Genomic DNA, 24,070 nt, shown 5'->3' on the forward strand with positions numbered 1-24,070 from the left:
TCAACTATGAAGGAGTGGGAATTGTTGACTTTACAAAAATTGAATGCGAAAAAGCCGGTAATCCGTTGCCGTGCAAACGAGGGTGTTACGATGAGCTTCTTAACGATTGGAGTAGCTCAGGGAAATAGCTTTAATCCTTTACAACGAGTTTTGGAGGTGCACGTATGATTGCATGTACAATTGCAGGTTCAGATAGTAGTGGTGGCGCTGGGATTCAAGCGGATCTTAAAACATTTCAGGAGTTGGGCGTGTTTGGGACGTCTGTCATTACAGCGTTAACGGCACAAAATACATTAGGTGTGCATGGTATTTTTCCGACAACCGTTGAATTTGTTCAAGCCCAATTAAAGGCGGTGCTTGAGGATTTAGAGGTCAAAGCAATTAAAACAGGCATGTTATTTGATGCTGAAATAATTGCAGGTGTTGTTTCGCTTTTGAAAGATCAGCAAATTCCATTAATCGTTGACCCGGTGATGATTGCAAAGGGCGGTGCGAGCTTATTGCAGCAGCAGGCAATTCTTGCGATGAAGGAGCGATTACTGCCACTAGCAACCGTTTGTACACCGAATATTCCAGAGGCAGAGGTGCTGACGGGTCGGACAATTGAAACTGCAGAAGATATAGAACTTGCTGGGCGTGATTTATTGGCATTAGGTGTCAAGTGTGTCGTGATGAAGGGCGGCCATTTACAAGGGGAAAAGGCGATGGATACAGTATTCATTAGCGATGAGCCAACCTTTGTGATGGAAACCGAGCGCTACGATACAAAGCACACACATGGAACGGGCTGTACTTTTTCGGCGGCAATTACGGCTGAAATGGCAAAAGGACGTAATCTAAGGGAAGCCATTATTGAAGCGAAAAAATATGTCCAGTTGGCGATTAGCCATCCGTTAAATATTGGTCATGGCTTTGGTCCAACGAATCATTTTGCGTATCGTCAGCAGCAAGGACAGTGCAAAGTCGAAGTTCGTTAAATGTACAAATATGAATTGTTGTAATATTCTATTATTATAATAAATTCGAGGTGAGTCTATTGAAAGCAATTGAAATTAAGAATTTTGGTACATCAGAAAATTTACAACTTGCCGAACTGGCATTACCCGCTATTTCGGCAACGGATGTACGCGTAAAGCTATATGCAGCTGGGGTAAATCCAAGTGATGTTTATACATCGACAGGTACATATGCTATCAAACCATCATTACCGTATATACCGGGCTTAGATGGCGCGGGTATTGTGGACGCAGTTGGAGAAGCAGTGACGAATGTTCAAGTAGGCGATCGTGTATTTGTCGCTAGCTTACCTGGTGCAACAACTGGAACATTTGCAGAAGCAGTCGTATGTAATGCAAGCTATGTGATGCCATTACCGGAGCAAATTAGCTTTTTACAGGGCGCGGCACTGGGCATACCGGCATTGACAGCGTTTCGTGCCGTTGTGCAAAAAGCTGGCGTACAAGAAGGTCAAACAGTACTCATTCACGGAGCAAGTGGAGCGGTTGGTTTGCAAGCGGTGCAAATGGCCAAAGCATTTGGAGCAACGGTTATTGGTACAGCGAGCCGTATAGCTGGAAAGACACTTGTGAAGGAAGCGGGCGCGGATTATGTAATGGATCATGTGACAGAAGCAAATATGGAGCAACTTCTTGACATTACAGAGGGTGCTGGTCCAGATGTCATTATTGAATTTTTAGCGAATGTCAATTTAGCGGTGGACTTACAGCTGATAGCGAAGTACGGCAAGATTGTCATTGTCGGCAATCGCGGTGAAATTGAAATCAACCCACGTCTCATGATGCAAAAGGAATGTGATGTGACCGGCATGGTATTATTTAATGCAACGGCTGACCAACATCGTTCGTTAATGACAAGTGTGGCGAAAATGCTTGAAAACAATCAGCTGACTCCAATTGTAGGGCATAGCTATCCGCTCGCACAAGCAGGTGAAGCGTTTGATGCGGTGATGGCAGGCAAGCATAATGGGAAGGTTGTACTTGAAATTTTATAAGGATTATGAAAAATTTCAATTTTGAATTGGGGGTTTTTTCATTTTTTGGAAATTCATCGGTTCCCCACTATATAAGCGTGATTCCGAAACTACTTATCATTCAATAAGCCTGCCCCCTCATAAAAGTAAAGATCCAATTCATGGGAATCTTAGTAGTTTCGTAGCGATTTTCGTTTGATTTGAAATTGTCTCTATAAGCGTGTGAAAACACTGGTATGATAGAAAAAGCCATACAACTTCGAGGGAGGCAGATTAACATGGGCTTAAAAGAAGAACTCAAGCGCGAAATGCGTAACGCAACAAAGGATGTTGCAAAGGAAGTAGAAAAGAATTGGGTGCTTGATTATGAAGGACATAAAATTGAATTTATTAATAAAATGCTAGAAGAAACCTTACTTGTTGACGGTGAAATCATCGCGCAGCATATTCGCCAATCGATTTGGTCACATATTAGGCCCTATTCAAAATTAAAGGGCACATTTGTCGGCAATGACGGCAAAACACATAAGGTGTATGTCAAAGTAGGCGGCTTTATAAAATTAAATGTCATAATCAAAGTCGATGGCCAAAAACTTTTAGCTGAAACACAGGCCTTAACGATGATTCCTTGGAAAAATAAGCAAGCAATTATTCCTTTTTTACAGCAGCAAATTATAGAGCACGGCAAGCTTGTCAATAAGGAATTGCCAGATGATGAGTATTTATACGATGACAATGAAATGAAACTAGCTCCCGGGTTTGCCGATCAGCTTGTAAACGAACCGGTGCTGTTGTCCTATCCGAAAAAGCTCGTGAAGCTGTTGATCACACAAAGTGAGCATCCGACCGAGGCGAATCGTAAAGCAACCTACGAAAAAACTCAGGAAGAAAAGGTCATTTCGTATTTCCATGAATTTCTCGTGCAATTTGCAGAGGTAGAAAAAGATGAAGCGCTTGTGCAGCAGGAGGCGCTGTGGCTATTAGAGCATGCCGCCCATCGCGAGGTCGTTAAATTTGCATTGGTTGTGTTAGGGGCGACAAACTGTGAAAAGCATAAGGAGCTTTTAAAGCAAATCGCCTTGCATGAGGAATTTACTGGAGTGGCGTTATTTGCGTTATCAAACGGTATGCCGAGCGCCAATGATGCTATTTGGGACGTCGCAAAAAATGTTTCAGACTGGGGCAAAATCGAGGCACTAAACTTTTTAGAGCCGGAACGAGAAGAAATCCGTCATTGGTTTTTAACAGATGGCATCGTCAATATTGTGCCGGGGGTTCACGCTGCATTACAATGTGCAGATAAAGGGAAGCTAGATATTGAGCTGCATGAGGATACGATTAGTGATGTGCTATTTGATGGGGCGAGTAAGTTGATTTTGGCCATGCTTTATGAGGGTCAATACCGTGAAATCGACGAATATGAATACGCGGGGCAAGTATGCATGCGCTATACAAAGCATGCTAAAACACATTGCCAAACGCTGCATCATTTTTATACACTCACTAAAATTGCTGAGTATTTGAATGAGGATGAAGAGATTTGGAATGGTCGCTTTGAATACAACTGGAAGCCACATGAAAAGCTGGCGACTGAAACAGCGATTGAAGAAATAAGTCGCGAGTTGAAATGGTTGGAAGAAGCGAAAGAGCTGCTTGTAGACCAACCAGACAATGAAGGTGCGCTAGCGATCGTCAATTATTATAAAAAGTAAAATGACAAAATTCCTTGAAATGGGTCCTTTGTTATTGTAGAATGGCACTAATTAAGAAAAGCGTTGATAAGGAAGAGTACGTAATACGGCGTTATATAGAGAGCTTTTGATGGTGGAAATAAAGCAAACAACGTTTACCGAACATGGCCTTTGAGCAAAAGTACCGAAAACGGAGTAGGCTACTTTCGAGAGATGCACTCGTTACAACAGCAGCAGTATGAACACGTACTGACTTGAGGCAAATAGTGTGAGCTATTTGTAAATTTAGGTGGTAACACGAATGATTCGTCCTAATCGCATTATGCGGTTGGGGCGTTTTTTTTTGCAAATAGGAAGTGAGGGGTCATATTTGCAAAAGAATTCGTACATCTCTACGCTTTTTGGAATACAATTTTAGGAGGAAATGTAAATGGCAATTTTAATCGGAGGGGCTTGGCCTTATGCAAATGGTTCACTTCATTTGGGGCATATCGCGGCCTTATTACCTGGAGATATTTTAGCGAGATACTATCGATTGAAAGGTGAGGACGTCCTGTACGTTTCGGGGAGTGATTGTAATGGTACCCCGATTTCGATTCGGGCAAATCAGGAGCAAACAACGGTTACAGCGATTGCAGATCGTTATCATCAGGAGTTTATTGAATGCTTTCAGAAGCTTGGCTTTACGTATGATTTATATACGCGTACCGATGCCGAACATCATCACAAATCCGTTCAAGCAATTTTCTTGAAGCTTCTAGAAAACGGTCATTTGTATACGAAAAAAATCGAGCAAGCGTATTGTACGGTAGATAAGCAGTTTTTACCTGATCGCTTTGTGGAAGGAATCTGTCCGAACTGTGGGGCAAAAGCGCGTGGTGATCAATGTGATAATTGTTCGGCGATTTTAGACCCACTGGATTTACTGGAGAAGCGCTGTAAAATTTGTGGGACGGAGCCGGAAATTCGTGAAACTGAGCATTACTATTTTGCATTTAGCAAATTCCAGCAGCAGCTTGAGCGTTATACAGAACATGCGGAGCAAACTAATGCTTGGCGAGACAATGCGCTTCAATTAACGAAGCGCTATTTAGCAGAGGGGCTGCCTGATCGCGCGGTTACACGTGATTTACCAAATGGGATTGATGTTCCGGTAGCCGGCTTTGAGGGCAAGAAAATATATGTGTGGATTGAAGCGGTTGCGGGCTATTATACAGCAAGCGTGGAGTGGGGGAAGGTAAACGGTGTTGATATGATGAAGTGGTGGAATGCCCAAACGACTTCGTATTATGTGCATGGAAAGGATAATATTCCGTTTCATAGCGTGATTTGGCCAGCCATTTTACGCGGCTTAAACAGTGAGGCTTTACCAACGCATATTGTGTCGAATGAATATTTAACACTCGAAAAACGAAAGCTGTCCACGAGTCAAAATTGGGCAGTTTGGGTACCCGATATTTTACAGCGCTATCATCCGGATTCTTTGCGCTACTTTTTAACGATCAATGCACCTGAAACGCGCGATGCCGACTTTTCATGGCGTGAGTTTATTTATAGTCATAACAGCGAGTTGCTCGGGGCATTTGCGAATTTTGTGAATCGCACGTTGAAATTTATTGAAAAGTCGTTTGATGGCAACGTGCCACAAGTAGATGTCGAAGAAGGGAAAAAAGCGCAAGTTGCGGAATTATATAAAGTGGTCGGACAAAAAATTGAAGCGGGTTCGAGTAAAGCGGCACTTGATGTGATTTTTGAATTTGTGCGTGCGGCTAATCGTTATTTTGATGAAGAAAAACCGTGGATTACAGTACGTGAAGATCTCGCTGCCTGTGAAAAAACACTCGCGACCTGTACATGGCTCATTCAAAATTTTGCGGTGCTATTAAAGCCGTTTTTACCCTTTGCCAGTGAAGCGATTGAAGGCATGCTGCAAGTGCGCGCGGAATCTTGGAAGCCACAGGAAGCTTTAGCGCAAAAGGTCGTGAATGTCGTGCCTCTATATGAGCGCATTGATGTGAAGCAAATTGATGAGGAGCTAGAAAAGTTAGCAGCGAATGAAAAATAGGGGGACTTATGACCATCGTTTATTTTGTGCGCCATGCACATTCCGTATATACACCAGATGAATACAATCGTCCAATTTCTGAAGCGGGGCGAGTGGAAGCTTTAAAGTTAATCAAGCTCTTTGAAAATATTGACGTGCAGGCAATGTATACGAGTAGTTACTTGCGTGCAATACAAACGATTGAGCCGATTGCACAAGCCAAAAATTTAAGTATTACGCAGATGGAAGCATTAAATGAACGGCTATTAAGCAATGCACCAATTGAAAATTTTGCTGAAGCGATTTTGAAGGTATGGCAAAATCCAACGTTCGCCTATCCGGGTGGAGAATCCAATATTGCGGCACAAAATCGTGCAGTGCCAGTATTAAAGGAACTATTAAAACAGCATGAACATGAAGTGATTGTCATTGGTACACACGGCAATATATTAACACTTATGTTACAGGCCTTTAATACACAATATGGATTGGCGTTTTGGAAGGGGCTAGCGATGCCGGATGTCATTAAGGCTGAGTTTTTGCATAATGAGCTGGTATCTGTAGAAAAAATAGCCATAACGTCAAAGGATTAATCGAACAAGACGTGTGAAGTATGTACTCATAAGTTTTAAAAATACTGAAAAATTACCACATGATTGAATAATGATGAGGAGAGATTTGGCTTGGATAATATCGTTATTAAAAGTAATTTTGAAAAGGCGAAACTATTTATAAAAACAAAAGCTAGAGGATTAGAACGTTCTCGGTTTGAATATGAGTTTGAAAACGGTAATCAGGAAAATGTTCTAAGAGAGTTAAAAATGTATCAAAACAAGGATGGTGGCTTTGGAAATGGGATAGAGCCGGATTTTTGGTTACCGCATTCCTCTCCAATTGCTACCTGGACAGCAGGGCAAATATTAATGGACATTGGGGCTGATAAAGACGAGCCAATGGTAAAATCAATGCTAGCCTATTTAGTAAATACAAATCACCCCGAAACAGGAATGTGGGATACTGTGTTACCGGAGAACAATGAGTATCCACATGCACCTTGGTGGCATTGGCAAGAAAATATACAAGAAAATTGGATGTTTAATCCTGGTGTAGAATTAGCCGCATTTCTGGTACATTGGTCCTCCGAGAAAAGCGAATCTGCGGAAATTGGGTGGCGTTCGATTGCTAAAGCAGTAACGTATTTAATGAATAAGAGCGAGATGGATAAACATGAAATAAATAACTTTCAACAACTTATTAAAATAATTAGACCTCATGAACTAAGCTTTGAAGCTCGAACTAAATACCCTCTTCAAGTAGTTTCCGAAAAAATTATGGATTTTGCTGAAAAATGCGTAGATAAGGATACATCTACTTGGATACATGGCTATAATGCTCTTCCATTAGATTTTATTGATCATCCGGATCATCCACTTTGTTTAAGGTTTGGTCAATTGCTTGAAAAAAATCTGGACCTTTACTTGGAACAAACGACCAACGATGGACTTTGGGATATTTCTTGGAGCTGGGGAAGCTATCCAGAAGACTTCAAAGTAGCTAAGGAATACTGGAAGGGGATCCTTGCTGTTAACCGATATAAGCAGCTCAAGGCTTTCGGCTATTTGGAATAAAACGTTTGATGTTCAACGAATGGAACTTTGGATGAATAATACTCGCAGTTATACTTGATTGAAGTATTATCACTTTATATATTTATAGTCAATCTACAAGGGGGTGGAGATTATCGATACGAAAAGCAAGCTACTACGTCTAGCCTTCTGGGAAATTGGAAAAGTAGAGAGCTGGCTCATAGAACAAGCTCAGCAAGGCTTGATATTAGTAAAATTAACTGGCTATAAGGCAACGTTTCAAATTGCAGAGCCACAACAGTTAGAATACCGAATGATCGTCATGCCTGAAAAAGATACCGTTCCTAAGAATCTTAAGGAACTCGAACAAGCAGGCTGGTACTATGTGACGAGCTATCAGTATTATCATATTTTTTGCTCACAGCAGGCGGATGCGACGACGGAAATTGAAGAAGACTTCATGAAGCAATCAGAGTCCTTGTCAGGTATTTTGCTAGATTTACGTAAGCAGCTTCTGTTTAGTGTTTTGATGATTTTGATGTTTATTGGCTTAGTTATTTCTTTAGTTGTAGATACTCAGACGCCAGTGATGAGTATGATTGAAGGGAGTAGCATTATGGTGCTGCTTTTTATGTTTACAATCGGTTCTTCAGTTCTTACAAATTATCAAAATTATCTTAAGTTAATGCGCATCAAAAAGCAGCTTGCACAAGGAATTGCACTGGATCATCATGAAAATTGGCGTTCACCAAAATTGAAAAAATTCGGGTGGGGCTGGATAAATTTTGCGCTCGCCACGATTTTAATATGGATGATTGTTATAAGTTTTACTAAAAGTGGCCATGAAACCTTGCCAAAAAACACTGAGCACTTACCCATTTTGCGTTTAAATATGATCGAGCCGCCTAAAGAAATGGAATTGAGTATAATCGATTATACAGATATCATGAATTCGTTCGAGCAAAACTGGTCAATATTTGCGCCGATTCAATATGAAGTAAGTGAACGCGTCAATATACCAACAGAAAATCAAGCAACCTATTCACCATGGCTTAATTTCCGAGTAATTGAATGTACTGTACCAAGCATAGCAAAGGCGTTGTTTAATGAGTGGGTAATATTTTATCGTTTTGAAAATGATACCAAGCTGTCGCACGCAGCATTTGATCAAGTGCTTGTGGAACAAATTCATGAGGATTCTATCCGCATTTTAACGCGTAAGGACCAGCGTGTGCAGTATGTGGACTATCAGGGTGAGGCAAATGTCGAGACCATTTTAAGGGCATTAGAAAATTTATTAGTATGAGGAAGAGGTCTGTATAAAGTGTTTTTACTTTTAACAGACGAATATAATAAATTTTCCGCATGAGTCATTGGAAACGATGAAATACAGAAGATTATTAACGATGAAGTATCCAATGTAAAAAAATAATATAACTAAAATGGCGACGATCTCGAGTGGAGGAAGTCGCTTTTTTAAATGCCACTACCTTTTAAAAACGACATCGATAGTGCATGCGTGTGGAGGCTGTTCTTTTTCTGCATAGTTGTTGATGTAAAATGTAACTTTTACGTTGCCATAAATATGCGTTTCTTCTTTTTCTGCATACACTTCAAAAAAATCAGCTGTATAATGCTTGTTTCCGTCTTTTTCCATGTAGCACCAAACTTCATCTGCTTTTCGTGGGTTGAGCCCTTTCGTAAGTAAAAACGAAACAAGCGCATCATTTTTCATAATTTGCTCTGCGTAAAAAACACAATCCTCACATATGCAATGTTCGGCAGTACCAGCAAGTTCTCTGTTCGCATATAATTGCTCATTTAATTGTTTTGTGTTCATAATGCCCTCCAATGTCTATGGGGAAAAACCCAATTGCTTTGATGATAACCATTTTATTTCTAATATGGTTGGCTCGTTTCAGCTAAAGTTCGGCTAATTTTGGCCTGCTTTTGGCTAGTTCCCGCACTATCGTAATATTAATTGAATTATTACCAAATTAATAGACTTAATCGTACATAATAGTACGTGTTAATGCAGCAAGATAGATAGAAGGAATATTTCTACATGGGAAGAATAGAACTATAAAAGGGAGGGATTGTGTTTAATGTTGAAGAGGCTTGGTATTTTCATTTTTTCTAGTATTCTTTTACTGGGGATATCTGGGTGTGATGATGCGGTTGATGATAAGAATGAAATATGGGAGCAGAGTCCTGTTTTTGAATCAGGTGGTTACACAATGATTGGGGAAGAAGGGCGTTTGGGTTTTATTTACGATGAAAGTGAAGTAATGAAATTCTATCCAAATAAAACGCAAAAGTACATGTGGCATTTTTGGGGGGATGAGCAAGAGCTTGATGGTAAATTTACGGTTATGGCTACTAACCAAGATGACGGAGAACAAGTTCCTTTGCTAACAGTAGATCATCTTAGTGGACCAAATAATGGTGCAGATCGACATATACCCTCACATTTGACTTTGCCCAAAGAAGGTATGTGGAAACTGGATGCTTATATAGAAGAAAAGCTTTTTGGGACGATATATGTTGAAGTTCATAAGGAATAAAAAGAATGTTCAGCGATGTGAATTCTTAAATAAATTGATTCAAGAAGGAGACTATTGTGAAATATTTGTTTGTTGGTTAGGTAATGAAAGTGAACCACTGGAGCATAAAGAATTCAGTGATTTAAGGAAACCTGTTATAGAACCATTAGAACGCGATGAGCAGTGTTATATTATATTTAACAAATAAAACGGACTTGTTTAAATTAATTAAACAAGTCTGTTTTAGTCCCAAATATGGCATTGGAATCGTTATTTTGAATAGCTTTAGTAAATGCATTAATTCAACTTACTGTTACGTTTTGCTAGAAACAAGGTAAATATACCTCCGATTACTATTGAAATTACTATTTTGGGAAAGTAGTTAGTTGTAAATCCTTCTATCACATATCCTTTAAACTTTTGATAAAATGTCGCTTCTGTTACCCAATTCCCAATATCGCAGGTAGGCTAATCAATATATATATAACTATAAAACCAAGAAGAAATGTCTTAAGTATCATAATAGTCACCCTCAAATCCTTTTGAAACTTCGAATTATGGATTTAAAGTTTTTCGACAAAATAGACTTACATTCCTTCAAACCTTCCCAAAGTGTCGTTTACGAAAAGACACATTTACGTACTTATTCCTAAAGGCATCTATCCTCTGACTAATACAAGCTATCCCTCCACTTCCACCATAATTTTAGTAACATAATGCTCCTCGCCAGTTACCGAGATTTCGTCTAATACATATTCCTCATAAGCATAGTTGCCAAGCGTGATTTGCTGTGCGTCGATAAAGTTCATTATTTTTGAATACGTTTCTGAAATATTTTTATCGCTGCCTAGGTGGTACGCAACGACGTAAAGACCGCTTTGCTTTGTGTAAAGAGGTACATTCTCGGCATCCTCGGCGATTTTCGTATACAAGTATGCGTAATTGTCATAGTCCTCTTGCAATAGTTTTTCTTTACTGATGACTGCACCAATCGGGTATCCGATATCTAATTCCTTCGTGTATAAATAATCGATAAATACCGATACCGATTTTAAAAATTCCTTATCCGAGCAATCTAAAATAGAGTCGCTTAAAAACAATTGCTCCTGCTGCTGTTCAACAAGCTGAATTTGAGAAAAATCAATTGTTAGTGCATGTTCCGTTAAGGCAATTTTTGTGTCAATAATCTTTTGGATTTGATGGAGATTTTGAATTTTTTTTTCGATTTCTAAAGACTTGCCTTTCAGTAGGTCGATTAGTTCAGTTGGCGTTTTTGTGCGCAAAAATAATTTAATGTCCTTTAACGGCATGTCCACTTCCTTAAGCAATTCAATGACATTAAATACATCAAATTGATGGTAGGAATAATAACGATAGCCCTTCTCAGTTTTTATTTCGGGGGAGAGCAGCCCAATTTCATCGTAATGAAAGAGTGTTTGCTTTTTTACATGGCATAGCTTGGCGAATTCACCAGTTGTAAAGTATTTACGTAAATTTTCATTCATTTTTAAAACATCCTCCTTGACTATATGGTTACCGTATACTTTAAGCTGTTACTATACCACAAAATTATCCTCACATGAGGGACGTTACTCACTTAACTTAAGGAGAACGAAAGAAAGGATTTGATAGTCGTGGATATTACTATTCATGACGTAACGCAAGAAAATGTACAGGCAATTTTAAATTTACGAGTAGGAGCGGCGCAGCAGGGCTTTATCGAATCAACACAGCAATGCTTAGATGAAGCGAAAGAATGTGCGAATTACAAACCAGTTGGCCTTTATGTGGATCATGAGCTCATCGGATTTTCGATGTATGGCTATTTCCAAGAGCGAGAGGGAGATGGGCGTGTTTGGCTGGACCGCTTTTTAATCGATGCCAACTATCAAGGCTTTGGCTACGGAAAAACGATGCTAACCGCGATGATTGACAAATTAGTCGATGAATTTGCATGTGAAACGATTTATTTAAGTGTATATGAGGATAATAAAGCTGCCATCCACTTATATGAAAAATTCGACTTTCATTTTAATGATGAATTGGATGAAAATGGCGAAAAAATTATGGTGAAAAACTTTCAAAACATAAACGGACAACGACAATAACTCAATAAAAAAGCAATAGGTGAAAAAATGAATGAAACATCTACAACATTAAGAACTACCCCCACGAAAAAACTATTTATCTCGTATTTAATCCCTTCAATTATCGGCATGCTGCTGATGGCAGTGAACATATTAGTTGATGGCATCTTTGTTAGTAATGGAGTTGGACCTGAGGCATTAGCAGGTGTCAATATTGCGGTGCCAATATTCTCTATTTTACTGTCGATATCCCTTTGGATTGGTATGGGAGGAGCAACGCTTTATTCTATTGCGCTTGGACAAAATAATCCCAAAAAAGCACAATCGATTTTTACGCAATCCTTCTTCCTTGCAACGTTTATTGTCGGCATTTTAGTTGTACTTAGCCTATGGAAGCAAAAGGAGCTTGCCTATTTATTTGGCGCCAGCGATGAAATCTTTCCTTATGTGAAGGATTATCTTCAAATCATTCTAATATTCGGTATCGTCTACGTTGTCGAAAATATTTTAAGTATTTTTATAAGAAATGACGGTAATCCAAGGCTCGCAATGATTGGGCTTGGTGTTACTTCTATACTGAATATTGTATTGAACTATATCTTTATTTTCATGATGGATATGGGCGTAAAAGGCGCGGCTTACGGTACTGGTATTGCGACTTTGATTGGTGTTTTTGTTTTACTAATGCACTTCTTCCACAAAGAGAGTATTTTGAAATTTACGAAGCTCCAGTTTGAAATGAAAACAGTGAGCGAAATTTTGAAAATTGGTTTGCCAAGCTTTATTGTCGAGGCATCCGCAGCGGTGACAGTTATTGCCTATAATATTACGTTTATGCATTTTGTCGGTGCAATCGGGGTGACAGCCTACGCGGTTGTAAACTACATGCATGCCGTTTTCCTGATGCTGTTTATCGGAATTGGCGCGGCACTGCAACCAATTGTCAGCTATCATTACGGGGCGAAATTATATAGTCGCTTGCAGCAATTTTTAAAGCTGGGCGTCATTACCGGCATTTTGTTTGGGATTGGTATTTGGTTTGTTGGCTGGAAATTTAGCGAAACCATTGTGGCGTTATTCGGCGAGATGCCAGAGGACGTTTTAGCGTATACAACGAACGGAATTCTGCTGTACTTCATCGGCTATTTATTTTTAGGCTTTAATTTAGTTTACGCAGAATACTATCAGGCCATTAAAAAGATCAAGCTTTCTTCTATTATAATAGTAACGAGAAGCATCATACTCTTTTTACCGCTGCTATGGCTGCTACCAACCTACTTTGGTGGGGACTATATTTGGCTCGCATTCCCGATAGCAGAAGGGCTTACTGCTATTGGCTTAATCATCGCGCGGAAGAAATTACGCGTTTTGAAAAAGGAAGCATCCGAATCAATGCTTACGGCGTAGAGGAATAATGATTAAAATAAAAGCGCACTTACTTCGATGAGTGCGCTTTTGTCGTGGGTTGGAGGGTAGCCCTAGTCTTCTCGGTCTTTTTGATAGATAATAAGCATTGAATTAATTTAATCTACGATAATCGCTGAGATGGAAGGAACGCCTATTTCGTTCATTCCCTCATATGTACCGTAAACTGTAATTTCAGCCCCATAATTTGTGTTAGCTAACGGGTAATTTTCGATGGCGTAGGCTTCAGACACTTCTTCATTTCCTACAGTAAGGAAAAACTCAAAATCATATTTTTCTTCCGTTACGAATCTAGATACTGTCCCTTTCGAAACAACTTTCGTACCAGCTTTAACTTTACCTTCGTTAACATCAGCAAAATCGAGTTCAATTGCTTCACTTTTCAATTTTTCTTCTTCACTTACTTCTACTGGTGCAGATTCAGTTGTCACCAACTCTTTTTCTTCGTCGCATGCTGTAAGTAGTAATGCTGACAATGCCCCTAAGTATAATAATTTTTTCATATATAAAAACTTCCTTTCTTTTACAATCTTATAGTATTACCTGAAATAAATACATGATATGTAATTATTTGTATAATAAGGAATCTATTTACATGGTGATATATGTGAGCGGAAATTAAAAGTCCGTCTCGATTCGTTCTTTTTTTCTTACGCGATCAAACTTTTCTATTTCACCAAAAAAATCTTATATGAGATGGTGCATTGACTTTTCAGATTGAACTACCTCCACCACTATTTTACAATAATAGAAAGGAGGCTGATGTCTTGGGCAAAAAACGAAAGCTTGTGCCAGTGAAATTATGGCAGCGTGGTCAGATGGAGAGTTGGCTTTCCGAACAGGCACAGCACGGGCTAAAGCTTGAAAAATTTAATAACTTTATCGCGACATTTCAAAAGGCAGAACCCCAAAGTCTTGAATATCGCATGATTGTCATGCATGAAAAAGATAGTTATCCAGCAAATACAAACGAGCTGGAACAAGCGGGCTGGGACTATGTCGCGAGCTATCAGTATTATCATATTTTTTGCTCGCAGCAAGCGGATCCGTTAAGTGAGATTGAGGAGTTATCTGAACAAGCAGCATCATTTGATGGGATTTTAAAGCAGACCCGCAACCAAATACTTATCTATAGTTTTTCTATCGTTGTGTTGTTTGCTATGGCATTACTATTTTTTAGGGATAACCCAAAACCAATTACGAATCTCATTGAAGGCTATTTATTAAGCTCGTTGTTCATTATTTTTATCAATAGTTGGATTGGCATTGCTTTCCTTTATGAATTCTTGATGATTCGGCGCGTCAAAAAGCAGCTAGAACAAGGGATTGCATTGGATTACCGAGCGAGCTGGCGTTTGTCGGGTGTGAAAAGATATTTTTGGAATAGTAGTTACTATGTAATTACCGTGGTAATTGCGTTTACGTTAATCAAGCAAGTGAATAATCAAGGCTACGAAACATTAGCAGAAAACACCGAGGATTTACCGCTTTTGCGATTGGTTATGATTGAAGCGCCTGAAACAAGGATCAAGATTGAAATGGAGGCAGAAGAGGTAGGTCGTCAAAATTCACTTATGAAAAACTGGACTTTTTTTGCGCCCGTTCAATATACAGTACAGGAATCCGTAGTAATAGCAAGAGAAAATAAACCCTTCTATAATCCACAGCTCGAATACCAGATCATTGAATGTACGGTGCCAAGCTTAGGAAAGGCATTGTTTGAGGAATGGGCAACGTATTATGAAGTACATAAAGAACCCCATTTCTCGCACACGGCGTTTGATCGAGTGCTTGTGGAAAAAATATATGAGGATACTGTTCGCATATTAACAATAAAAGATAATCGGGTGCAGTATGTCGATTATATTGGTGAAGCAAGTATCGAGGCCATTTTGGAAGCTTTAGAAAATTTATAGGTTTAAAGTGAACACAGTAAGTTGGCGGAGTTGTTTGGAAGGGGATTTCCTAACAACTCCATTTTGTTTGAGCAAAATTATCGGAAAGTGTTTATCCATTTTTCTACATCTTGTTTGTTATAGACGATTATTCGTTTTTCCTTATGTATCTCTGTCATTTGTAAAAAACGTATTTTGTCTACTTGTTCAAAATGATTATTCCATTTAAACATATTCAAAAATAACTGAAGGGTTGGCTGATAATTTGATTTTTCAAAGCCTAACTTCTGCTTAATGAATCGTTTCATAATTCGCGACGTTCGAGTGGAATAACCCGTATTGAGAAATAATATGACATCCGCGTGCTGCCAACTTTGATGTACCCAATCCTTCGTATGTACGCCTTCGATTATCCAGCTTTTTGATTGAACGATTGCTTCTAAGTTTCGTTCAATTTCTTGGTCAGTTCTTCGGATATCTCCAGAGGGATTTCTGATCCATACAGCGTTATCGATTTCATAATATGGGATTCCCGTTATTTCAGATAATTTTTTCGCTAATGTTGTTTTGCCACTCCCAACCGAGCCATAAATATGTATTTTTTGAGTAGGTTGATTCTTCATAACTTCCCCTTTATTTTTTTGTCTAATAGTATCCATTCTCTATTGGAACATGAATTTCCTTTAATTTTGATGTTGAGTGATTCTAATTAATACCTACATTTTTATGTAGTAAGGAGATTCATAGAAAGATGCCTTTTCGTAAAAAAAAGTCTCTTAGAATTTGCAAAGGGGAATCATTCACGCTTTTTTTAGCGTTTCCATTTTAGATGATCCTATGGGGATTTTTGTAATGAAATAGCGAAATTCTGTTTCAACTAGCAAACTTCGACTTCCCTTTAAGAGAGCACTCACTCATATAAGTTAACCTAATATAAAAATAGGTTGACGTAAAAAAGCTGATACTTTATATTTACGTTAACCATAAAAATATTTAAGTTAACTTAAGGAGGGGACATTATGGAATCAGTATCACGTTCAAACGCATCATGGAAGACGATTGATTTAGTGTATTGTGGTTTATTTGCAACACTGATGATGATTGGCGCAAATATTACGTCGTTTGCACCATTTTTAACAGTAGGGGGTGTACCGATTACGTTGCAAACCTTTTTCGCGGTGCTTGCGGGCTTAGTGCTTGGCAAAAAGCGCGGGGCAATTGCTTGTACCGTATACATGCTCATCGGCTTGGCAGGGGCACCTGTGTTTGCAAAGTTTAGTGGAGGATTTTCAGCCATTTTATCACCGACATTTGGCTTTATCGCAACGTTCATCTTAATTGCCTATGTGGCAGGCGTTATTGTAGAAAAGTATCAAACGCGCATCGCCTTTATCGTGGCTGCGTTAGTGGCTACGGTATTAAATTATATTTTGGGGACGAATTGGATGTACGGCGCTTATAAATTCTGGGCAAGTGCACCAGATGAATTCTCATATGGTATGGCTTGGTTATGGATGATTCCACCGATGCCAAAAGATTTCGTATTAGCAATCTTTGCGGGGATTTTTGCATATCGCTTACAAAAAGTATTGAAAATTTTACCGGTGAAGTAGGGGGCAATGAATATGAATTGGGTACAACTAGCAGAAGAGGTTCTTGAGGGGAAATTATTAACAAATGACGAAGCATTAGCAATTTTACACGCTTCAGATGATGAATTATTACCATTAATGCAAGGCGCGTTTACGATTCGCAAACATTATTATGGCAAAAAAGTAAAATTAAATATGATTATGAATGCCAAGAGTGGCTATTGTCCTGAAAACTGTGGCTACTGCTCGCAATCGTCCATCTCGACAGCGCCTATCGAAAAATATCCGTTTATTACAAAAGACGAAATTTTAGCAGGGGCCAAGCAAGCTTTTGAAAATCAAATTGGTACGTTTTGCATTGTGGCAAGTGGACGTGGACCGACGCGCAAAGATGTCAATGTTGTCAGTGAAGCAGTTCAGGAAATTAAAGAAAAATACGGCTTAAAGGTATGTGCTTGCTTAGGGCTATTAAAAGACGAACAGGCCGATCAGCTAAAAACAGCAGGCGTTGATCGTTACAATCACAATTTAAATACGTCTGAAAAGCATCATGATTATATTACGACATCGCATACTTACCAAGACCGTGTCAATACGGTTGAAATTGCGAAAAAGCACGGGATGTCACCTTGCTCGGGAGCGATTATCGGCATGCGCGAAACGAAGCAAGATGTTGTCGATATCGCCTATGCACTTCATGCACTTGATGCCGATTCGATTCCGATCAACTTTTTAAATGCGATTGATGGTACAAAGCTGGAAGGCACGAAGGAATTAGATCCACGCTATTGTTTAAAAGTTTTAGCATTATTCCGCTATATTAATCCAACGAAGGAAATTCGCATTGCGGGTGGACGTGAAATTAATCTAGGCTCCTTGCAGCCACTGGGAATGTACGCAGCAAATAGTATTTTCGTAGGAGACTATTTAACAACAGAGGGGCAAGAGGAAAATGCGGATTATGCAATGATTCGCGATTTAGGCTTCGAAATTGAAGTCAATGATAAGCAAGCAGCCTTACAAGGGTAAATGACAAGATGTATTCCACGAAAGCAATCGCGGAATACATCTTTTTTCATTCCTTCACTCACAATGATGGCGTCCAATAGGTAAGATGAGAGGCGTATTGGACACCGGATCAGTAATGACCGAGCATTCTAATTGAAATGTTTCTCGTATTAAAGTGCTCGTAATAATATCCTGTGGCGTACCTTCTGCAATGAGACGCCCATTTTTCATCGTAAATAAATAATCGGCATAGCGTGCGGATAAATTAATATCGTGCAATACCATCACAATGGTTGTGCCATACTTTTTATTTAAGTCGGTGAGTAAATCTAATATTTCGACCTGATAGGTAATATCTAAAAAGGTCGTTGGTTCGTCTAAAAATAGGATGTCGGTTTGCTGGGCAAGCGCCATCGCAATCCACACGCGCTGACGCTGACCGCCCGATAATTCATCGATATTTCGATCAGCGAACTCCGCAATATTCATCATTTCAAGTGCTTCCGAAACGGCTTCATAGTCCTTTTTCGACCAGCTTCCAAAAAGTGTTTGGTGTGGGAAACGCCCACGACCTACTAAATCCGCTACGGTAATGCCTTCAGGGACGACAGGGGATTGCGGTAAAAGCCCAAGCGTTTTGGCCAGCTGCTTTGGTGGCATTTGATGGATCGATTTTCCATCGAGCACCACCTCACCATTTGTAGGCTTAATGAGACGCGCCATCGTTTTGAGCAGCGTCGATTTGCCACAACCATTTGCCCCGATAATGATGCTCATTTTATTTTGTGGGATGCTTAATTGAACATCGTTTAAAATCATTTTTTGTTCATAGCCGGCCTGTAAATTTTGTGCCTGTAATGTATGGTGCGTCATTTAGATATCTCCTTTACGATTGATGCGAATTAATAAGTAAATCAAGTACGGTGCGCCGATAATGCCGGTCACGACACCTACTGGATATCTCGTCGTAAAGGCAAATTGACCAATTAAATCAGCCGCCAATACTAAAATGACCCCGATAAAGCCGGCTGGAATGAGCGCAGAAAAGTTACTGCCAACAAGGCGTTTGGCAATCGGACCCGCTAAAAAGGCAACGAATGCAATCGGACCTGTCACAGCAGTTGCGAGGGCAATCATCAACACCGCGCAAATAATTAACAAAATACGCGTTTTATTTGTATTTACACCGAGCGTAGTGGCCATTTCTTCGCCAAGCTCCAGCATTTCAAGACGCTTCGAAAAAATGAGTAATAGCGGTGTGAAAACAATGACCGTAATCATTAATGGCGTCAATGTTTCCATTTTCACCCCGTTTAAGCTGCCACTTAACCAGCGTAGGGCAGTCGGAAGATCATGCGTTTTCCCGATAAGCATTAAATAAGAAATAAACGCGTTCAGCATCGCTTGAATCCCAATGCCGATTAAAATTAAACGTCCAATTGAAAAACTCGAACCCTTTGCTAAAAAATAAATGAATAAGGTCGTGCCTAAACCACCAACGATTGAGGCGATGGACACAACGGTATTACTCGCATGCAGCACGATAATGCAAAATACCGCTGCCGCACTTGAGCCAGCCGTAATTCCAATGACATTTGGGTTTGCTAGTGGGTTACGTAGCATCGTTTGGAATACATAGCCACCGACACCAAATGCAAAGCCAGCAAATAAGCCAGCTAGCATACGTGGAAGGCGGATGGTCCCAACGGCAAATGTAGCGCCCTTTACCTCTTCACCTAGCAATACAGCTATAACATCCTTTACCGGATAGATTGTGTTCCCAAGCATCAGCATCGTTGCACATAAAGCTAGTGTTAGTAATACTAGAATGGAAGTGGTCAGCACAAATCGTCGCTTGCGCTGCTGTCTTGCTTTCATAATAGAAGTCAATGTTTCGTTGATCATAGGCTACGCACTTTCGCTTTCATTGTAATGTAGATTAAAATCGGTGCTCCGACAAATGCGGTTAAAATGCCGACTTGTAGCTCGCCTGGACTTCCAAGTAGACGACCACATACGTCCGAAATCATGAGCACAATGCCACCAGTTAATGCAGATAACGGAATGAGTACGCGTACATCTGGCCCAATGACAAGCCGTACTAGATGAGTAGCTAACAGTCCGATAAAGCCGATTGGACCGGCCAGTGCTGTTGCTGCACCACATAATAGCACACCACCAAGGGAAGCAAATAATCGAATGGTCCCAGTGCGCACACCTAGACCGGTCGCCACTTCATCTCCTAAAGCCAGTGCGTTGAGGGCAGGGGCAGTAAATAGGGCTATAAGTAGTCCAATGATTAAAAATGGGATAAATAACGAAATCGAATCCCAAGAACCGGAGCCAACACTCCCCACTTGCCAAAAACGGAACTGATCCATAACATTCGAACGTGGAATCATCACCGCTGTCACAAGAGAGGATAAAATCGCACTCGTCGCAGCACCGGCAAGGACGAGCTTCAGTGGAGTTGCGCCACTAGCCCCCATTGAGCCGATGCCAAAGACAAAAATCGCCGTAAGAATCGCCCCTACTATCGCTAAAAAGATATATTCATTGGCAAAGCTAATATTGAAAAAAGCAATCCCGCAAACGACAAATAGCGATGCCCCCGTATTAACCCCTAAAATACTTGGGTCGGCTATTGGGTTGCGTGTAACGGACTGCATCAGTGCACCAGAAACGCCTAGTGCAGCGCCCACCATAAAGCAAAAAATCGTTCGTACAATTCGCTGACGTACAACATTGGCCTCGTGTGACTGAACGTCAGGATGAAGTAATCCATCCATTAGTCCAGTCATGCCAATCGTACGAGAACCGAATACGAGCGATGCGATGATGCTAAGCGCAAGTAATAGAATAAGAACAACGACTACTTTTACCATATTTTTCGGGAGTAATTGCTTCTTATGTTCGGAAATCTGTAAATCGTTCATCATTACTGAATGTTTTTCGCAACATCCGAAATTAATGTTAAGTACTCATCAATTGTGTACTTAATAGATAGCGGGTTAGGGTTACCAGCTGCTGCAAGTGGTGTGTTGTCTTCTACAATGATAACATTGCCTTTTTCGATGGCAGGAATTTTACCTAAAATCGGATCCGCCTGTAATGCTTTTACCGTGTTTGTATCTCCATATGCGATGAAGATTTCAACATCCGCTAATGCATCTGCATGTTCAGCAGATAATTCGATGTAGAAGCTGTCGTCTTTATTTAATGCTTCTAAGCTTTCTGGATATGCCATGCCTAAATCTGTTAAGAATTCACCGCGTGGATCACCAGGTGTGTAAATGTAGAATTTTGATAGGTCTGTTACATTGAACATACCGAATGCTGCTTTTTTGCCTTTGATTGCAGCATATTCATTGGCTTTATCGGCAATTAATTTTTCTGTGTCCTCGATTAATTGTGCGCCCTCAGCTTCCATACCCATACCAGCTGCGTTTAATGTGACTTGTTCGCGCCATGAAGTTACCCAAGGTGTTTCTTTGTAGGCGATTACAGGAGCGATTTGGCTTAGCGTATCGTACTCTTCTTGTGTAATACCAGAGTAGGCAGCTAAGATCACGTCTGGATTTGAATCGGCAATGGCTTCAAAGTCTAAGCCGTCTGTATCTTGGTAGATATTCGGCTTTTCTTCACCTAATTTTTTTAATGCTTCGGCCGTCCAAGGAAGCATCCCACTTTCATCTTGTACACCGTAGTTCGCTGCAGAGAACCCTACAGGAACTGTGCCTAAAGCAAGCGCTACGTCATGGTTTGCCCACGCGATTGTTGCTACGCGTTCTGGTTTTTCCTCAATCACCGTTTCACCAAAAGCATGCTGTACGGTAATTGGATATTTTTGTTCAGATAAGTCAGTTGATGCTGTGTCATCTTTTTTGTTGTCTGTTGTTGCTTTATCATCAGATGAATCTGAGCAAGCGGCTAACACGATTGCCATGAAGCAGGCAAGTAGTAGCGTTAATAATGATTTTTTGTTCTTCATATTATTTTACCTCACATAACTTCTGTTCTAGTGATAAAGATTCTCATTATCACTGATAATCAAATATTACGCTAATTTTCAATAATGTCAATATTAAATTTGTGCGAGAAACAAATAAAGGAGATGGAATATTGACAAGTTATTGGATAAACGGTATTTTAATGATAAAGATTCTCAATATCATTTGTATCTAGAGTTATATCGGTATAATAAAAATGAATGGAACGGAGCGATCAATGTGGAAGTTTATGATGTAACGATTGTTGGTGGGGGTCCTGCTGGCTTATATAGTGCGTTTTACAGTGGTATGCGTGATATGAAAACTAAAATTATCGAATTCCACCCGTATTTAGGAGGGAAAGTGAATATCTTCTTAGAAAAAATACTATGGGATATTGGCGGGCAGCCACCGATTGTTGCAGAAAAGTTTATTGGACAATTAATCGAGCAGGCAATGACTTTTGAGCCAACTGTTTGCTTAAATTCAAAAGTAGAGCATATTGAAAAGCAAGAGAATGTATTCGTCATTACAACAAATAATGGGGAAAAGCATTATTCGAAAACCGTGATTATCGCAATTGGCGGTGGTATTTTCCAACCGATCAAGCTTGAAATTGAAGGGGCAGAAAAATATGAAATGACCAACCTACATTATACAATTAACGGGATGGAACGCTTTGCTGGTAAGGATATCCTCATTTCAGGTGGGGGCAACGCGGCAATCGACTGGGCAGTGGAGCTATTACCGATTGCGAAAAAGCTGACGGTTATTTATCGTAGTGACGAATTAAAAGCCCATGAAGCACAGATTAAAAAGCTAAAAGCGCATAACGTAGAAATTTTACTCCATACCGAAATTCAGTCGCTAGTTTCTAATGATGAAAAAACAGCGATTGCGCATGTTATCATTCGTAAGGGGGATGTGGAGAAATCCGTCACAGTGGATGATATTATTATTTGCCACGGCTATAATCGCGAAGTGTCACTCGATTTTGCGCAAGGAATTATACCCAAGCGCAATGAGCATCAGCTTTTTGAGAGTGAGGGACAGTGTCATACAACAACACCAGGTATTTTTGCGGTAGGGGATATCGTTGCTTATTCGGACAAGGTGTATTTATTAGTCGGAACATTTAACGATGCGGTGCTAGCGGTTAATGGCGCTAAGAAATATTTGGAGCCCGAGGCCAATAGCTATGCGATGGTGTCTTCGCATAATGAGAAGTTTCGAGAGCGTAATCATAAAATTTTAGTGGACATAAACTAATCAAAAGCTCCAAGCGGCGTAATTTTCCCCGCTGTTTGGAGCTTTTGTTATTCCATAATAGAAGTAATAATATAGCCGTTTTTGTTGTCACCCGAAACGTTGAAGTTGTCCGTGTTTGGGATGTTGACGGTTGACATGTCCGTCGTATATTGGACGAAATACGTTGACCCATTTACTTTTGTCGTATAGGATTGTTCCTTTTTGACAAACTGAATGTATTCTTCAAGCACCATATCCTTTTTTTGCATCGTCACACTATGTGGTAAGCCCACGTAGCGGAAATGCCACGGCTCATAATTGATGCCTGTTACGTCCACTTTATGCTTCGGATAGCGTAGAATAAATCCGTATTTTGGGGCATTTTGCTCAAGCCATTTCCCTTCAGCGACGTTTTCCATTTTTCCAGCTGTAGATCCGATATCGAGGGATAGCCCGGTTTGATGCTCGCTGTAGCCAGATGGAAGTGCATAGTCCGCGCCATTCTTCTCGAATAATTGCTGCTGTAATTTTCCGCTTCGATAAGCACTGTTAATAATAAAATGATGAATGTCATCTTGCTGTGCCGCCTCGAAAAGCTGCTTTAATGGCTGTATCGCTTGATTTTCTAATAGGAAGGTAGAATCGACAATGACGTTTGCTGCGATGTCCATTGGGATTTGTGCTAAATTTGTCGGGTCTTGCTGTAGCTCGATATCTCGATTGACTAAGACAAGATCGCCACTGGATATGGCATAGTGTTCAAGTGAAATGGTTTGAGGCAAGTCAGGTGCTGCGACTTGCTCCTTTGTAAAAAATTGATAACCAATAACGGCAATCAGTATCGCGAATAATAGTTTTTTCATAAGTAATAATGCTCCTTTAACACAAGCATAAAATACAAAACTTAATTTTATGTGATGGAAATTCTTAAGAAATTCTGAAGATGTGTGGTCATTGTCGTCCAAATTCGTA

The 24,070-nt window shown here is 40.0% G+C and carries 24 protein-coding genes and 1 other annotated feature; of the genes, 15 read left to right on the forward strand and 9 right to left on the reverse strand.

Translation table 11 applies throughout. From position 1 onward, the window contains the following. Window positions 1–24 precede the first annotated feature (24 nt). The 8 genes from MKX47_RS07125 (at window position 25) to MKX47_RS07160 (ending at window position 8,617) form a co-directional block, all read left to right on the forward strand. Window positions 25–168, forward strand: coding sequence for a hypothetical protein (locus tag MKX47_RS07125; RefSeq protein WP_340772433.1), 144 nt, complete (start codon window positions 25–27; stop codon window positions 166–168). Next, entirely contained in the window at window positions 165–977 is an 813-nt protein-coding gene (thiD, locus tag MKX47_RS07130; RefSeq protein WP_340772436.1) for a bifunctional hydroxymethylpyrimidine kinase/phosphomethylpyrimidine kinase, read from the forward strand. The genes MKX47_RS07125 and thiD overlap by 4 nt, the downstream gene beginning before the upstream one ends. A gap of 59 nt (window positions 978–1,036) precedes the next feature. Next, complete coding sequence (locus tag MKX47_RS07135) at window positions 1,037–2,011, forward strand: NADPH:quinone reductase (RefSeq protein ID WP_340772438.1); 975 nt, start codon at window positions 1,037–1,039, stop codon at window positions 2,009–2,011. Between the two features lie 257 nt (window positions 2,012–2,268). Further along, window positions 2,269–3,702, forward strand: coding sequence for a hypothetical protein (locus MKX47_RS07140; protein WP_340772440.1), 1,434 nt, complete (start codon window positions 2,269–2,271; stop codon window positions 3,700–3,702). A 54-nt stretch (window positions 3,703–3,756) separates the two neighbouring features. Then, window positions 3,757–3,998 (forward strand) — a binding site (T-box leader). 113 nt (window positions 3,999–4,111) lie between these two features. Further along, window positions 4,112–5,746, forward strand: coding sequence for a methionine--tRNA ligase (gene metG, locus MKX47_RS07145; protein WP_340772442.1), 1,635 nt, complete (start codon window positions 4,112–4,114; stop codon window positions 5,744–5,746). An 8-nt stretch (window positions 5,747–5,754) separates the two neighbouring features. Next, window positions 5,755–6,318, forward strand: a complete 564-nt coding sequence (locus MKX47_RS07150; RefSeq protein WP_340772444.1) for a histidine phosphatase family protein — start codon at window positions 5,755–5,757, stop codon at window positions 6,316–6,318. Between the two features lie 90 nt (window positions 6,319–6,408). Continuing rightward, window positions 6,409–7,353, forward strand: coding sequence for a hypothetical protein (locus MKX47_RS07155; protein WP_340772446.1), 945 nt, complete (start codon window positions 6,409–6,411; stop codon window positions 7,351–7,353). Window positions 7,354–7,456: 103 nt separating this feature from the next. Beyond that, window positions 7,457–8,617 carry a DUF2812 domain-containing protein gene (locus MKX47_RS07160; protein ID WP_340772449.1) on the forward strand — a complete coding sequence of 387 codons (1,161 nt, stop codon included), beginning with the start codon at window positions 7,457–7,459 and terminating at the stop codon, window positions 8,615–8,617. A gap of 180 nt (window positions 8,618–8,797) precedes the next feature. Here MKX47_RS07160 and MKX47_RS07165 read toward each other — a convergent pair whose 3' ends face one another. Then, window positions 8,798–9,151 (reverse strand): hypothetical protein, encoded by a 354-nt coding sequence (locus MKX47_RS07165; RefSeq protein ID WP_340772451.1) that lies wholly within the window; start codon window positions 9,149–9,151, stop codon window positions 8,798–8,800. Between the two features lie 265 nt (window positions 9,152–9,416). Here MKX47_RS07165 and MKX47_RS07170 point away from each other — a divergent pair, with 265 nt between their 5' ends. Continuing rightward, window positions 9,417–9,875 (forward strand): hypothetical protein, encoded by a 459-nt coding sequence (locus MKX47_RS07170; protein WP_340772453.1) that lies wholly within the window; start codon window positions 9,417–9,419, stop codon window positions 9,873–9,875. Window positions 9,876–10,534: 659 nt separating this feature from the next. On the opposite strand, the gene MKX47_RS07175 is transcribed toward MKX47_RS07170, so the two are convergent. Continuing rightward, window positions 10,535–11,359 carry a MerR family transcriptional regulator gene (locus MKX47_RS07175; RefSeq protein WP_340772455.1) on the reverse strand — a complete coding sequence of 275 codons (825 nt, stop codon included), beginning with the start codon at window positions 11,357–11,359 and terminating at the stop codon, window positions 10,535–10,537. Between the two features lie 129 nt (window positions 11,360–11,488). On the opposite strand from MKX47_RS07175, the gene MKX47_RS07180 reads away from it, so the two are divergent. Continuing rightward, the gene (locus tag MKX47_RS07180) at window positions 11,489–11,962 is read left to right on the forward strand and encodes a GNAT family N-acetyltransferase (protein WP_340772459.1); all 474 of its coding nucleotides are present in this window, start codon (window positions 11,489–11,491) and stop codon (window positions 11,960–11,962) included. Window positions 11,963–11,989: 27 nt separating this feature from the next. Further along, window positions 11,990–13,348, forward strand: a complete 1,359-nt coding sequence (locus tag MKX47_RS07185) for an MATE family efflux transporter (protein WP_340772461.1) — start codon at window positions 11,990–11,992, stop codon at window positions 13,346–13,348. Between the two features lie 116 nt (window positions 13,349–13,464). On the opposite strand, the gene MKX47_RS07190 is transcribed toward MKX47_RS07185, so the two are convergent. Further along, entirely contained in the window at window positions 13,465–13,869 is a 405-nt protein-coding gene (locus tag MKX47_RS07190) for a hypothetical protein (RefSeq protein ID WP_340772466.1), read from the reverse strand. A gap of 264 nt (window positions 13,870–14,133) precedes the next feature. On the opposite strand from MKX47_RS07190, the gene MKX47_RS07195 reads away from it, so the two are divergent. After that, complete coding sequence (locus tag MKX47_RS07195; RefSeq protein WP_340772471.1) at window positions 14,134–15,282, forward strand: DUF2812 domain-containing protein; 1,149 nt, start codon at window positions 14,134–14,136, stop codon at window positions 15,280–15,282. A gap of 77 nt (window positions 15,283–15,359) precedes the next feature. Here the strand turns inward: MKX47_RS07195 and MKX47_RS07200 are convergent, their stop codons facing one another. After that, window positions 15,360–15,884 (reverse strand): AAA family ATPase, encoded by a 525-nt coding sequence (locus MKX47_RS07200; RefSeq protein ID WP_340772473.1) that lies wholly within the window; start codon window positions 15,882–15,884, stop codon window positions 15,360–15,362. Between the two features lie 396 nt (window positions 15,885–16,280). Between MKX47_RS07200 and MKX47_RS07205 the strand changes: the two genes are divergently transcribed. Continuing rightward, the gene (locus MKX47_RS07205) at window positions 16,281–16,874 is read left to right on the forward strand and encodes a biotin transporter BioY (protein WP_340772476.1); all 594 of its coding nucleotides are present in this window, start codon (window positions 16,281–16,283) and stop codon (window positions 16,872–16,874) included. Window positions 16,875–16,886: 12 nt separating this feature from the next. After that, a complete protein-coding gene (gene bioB / locus MKX47_RS07210; protein ID WP_340772478.1) occupies window positions 16,887–17,882 on the forward strand; it encodes a biotin synthase BioB in 996 nt (331 codons plus the stop codon). Window positions 17,883–17,936: 54 nt separating this feature from the next. Here bioB and MKX47_RS07215 read toward each other — a convergent pair whose 3' ends face one another. Genes MKX47_RS07215 through MKX47_RS07230 form a run of 4 tightly spaced genes read right to left on the reverse strand, consistent with a single transcriptional unit; the run spans window position 17,937 to window position 21,852 of the window. Then, complete coding sequence (locus MKX47_RS07215) at window positions 17,937–18,734, reverse strand: ABC transporter ATP-binding protein (protein ID WP_340772480.1); 798 nt, start codon at window positions 18,732–18,734, stop codon at window positions 17,937–17,939. After that, entirely contained in the window at window positions 18,735–19,766 is a 1,032-nt protein-coding gene (locus MKX47_RS07220) for a FecCD family ABC transporter permease (protein ID WP_340772482.1), read from the reverse strand. After that, complete coding sequence (locus MKX47_RS07225; protein ID WP_340777737.1) at window positions 19,763–20,797, reverse strand: FecCD family ABC transporter permease; 1,035 nt, start codon at window positions 20,795–20,797, stop codon at window positions 19,763–19,765. Before MKX47_RS07225 ends, MKX47_RS07220 begins: the two co-directional genes overlap by 4 nt. Window positions 20,798–20,799: 2 nt before the next feature. Further along, window positions 20,800–21,852, reverse strand: a complete 1,053-nt coding sequence (locus MKX47_RS07230; protein WP_340772485.1) for an iron-siderophore ABC transporter substrate-binding protein — start codon at window positions 21,850–21,852, stop codon at window positions 20,800–20,802. Window positions 21,853–22,090: 238 nt separating this feature from the next. Between MKX47_RS07230 and MKX47_RS07235 the strand changes: the two genes are divergently transcribed. After that, window positions 22,091–23,119 (forward strand): NAD(P)/FAD-dependent oxidoreductase, encoded by a 1,029-nt coding sequence (locus MKX47_RS07235; RefSeq protein ID WP_340772487.1) that lies wholly within the window; start codon window positions 22,091–22,093, stop codon window positions 23,117–23,119. Between the two features lie 47 nt (window positions 23,120–23,166). On the opposite strand, the gene MKX47_RS07240 is transcribed toward MKX47_RS07235, so the two are convergent. Continuing rightward, a complete protein-coding gene (locus MKX47_RS07240; RefSeq protein ID WP_340772489.1) occupies window positions 23,167–23,961 on the reverse strand; it encodes a M15 family metallopeptidase in 795 nt (264 codons plus the stop codon). Window positions 23,962–24,070: the final 109 nt, after the last annotated feature.

The organism is Solibacillus sp. FSL R7-0668 (genome assembly GCF_038006205.1).
GTDB lineage: Bacteria > Bacillota > Bacilli > Bacillales_A > Planococcaceae > Solibacillus.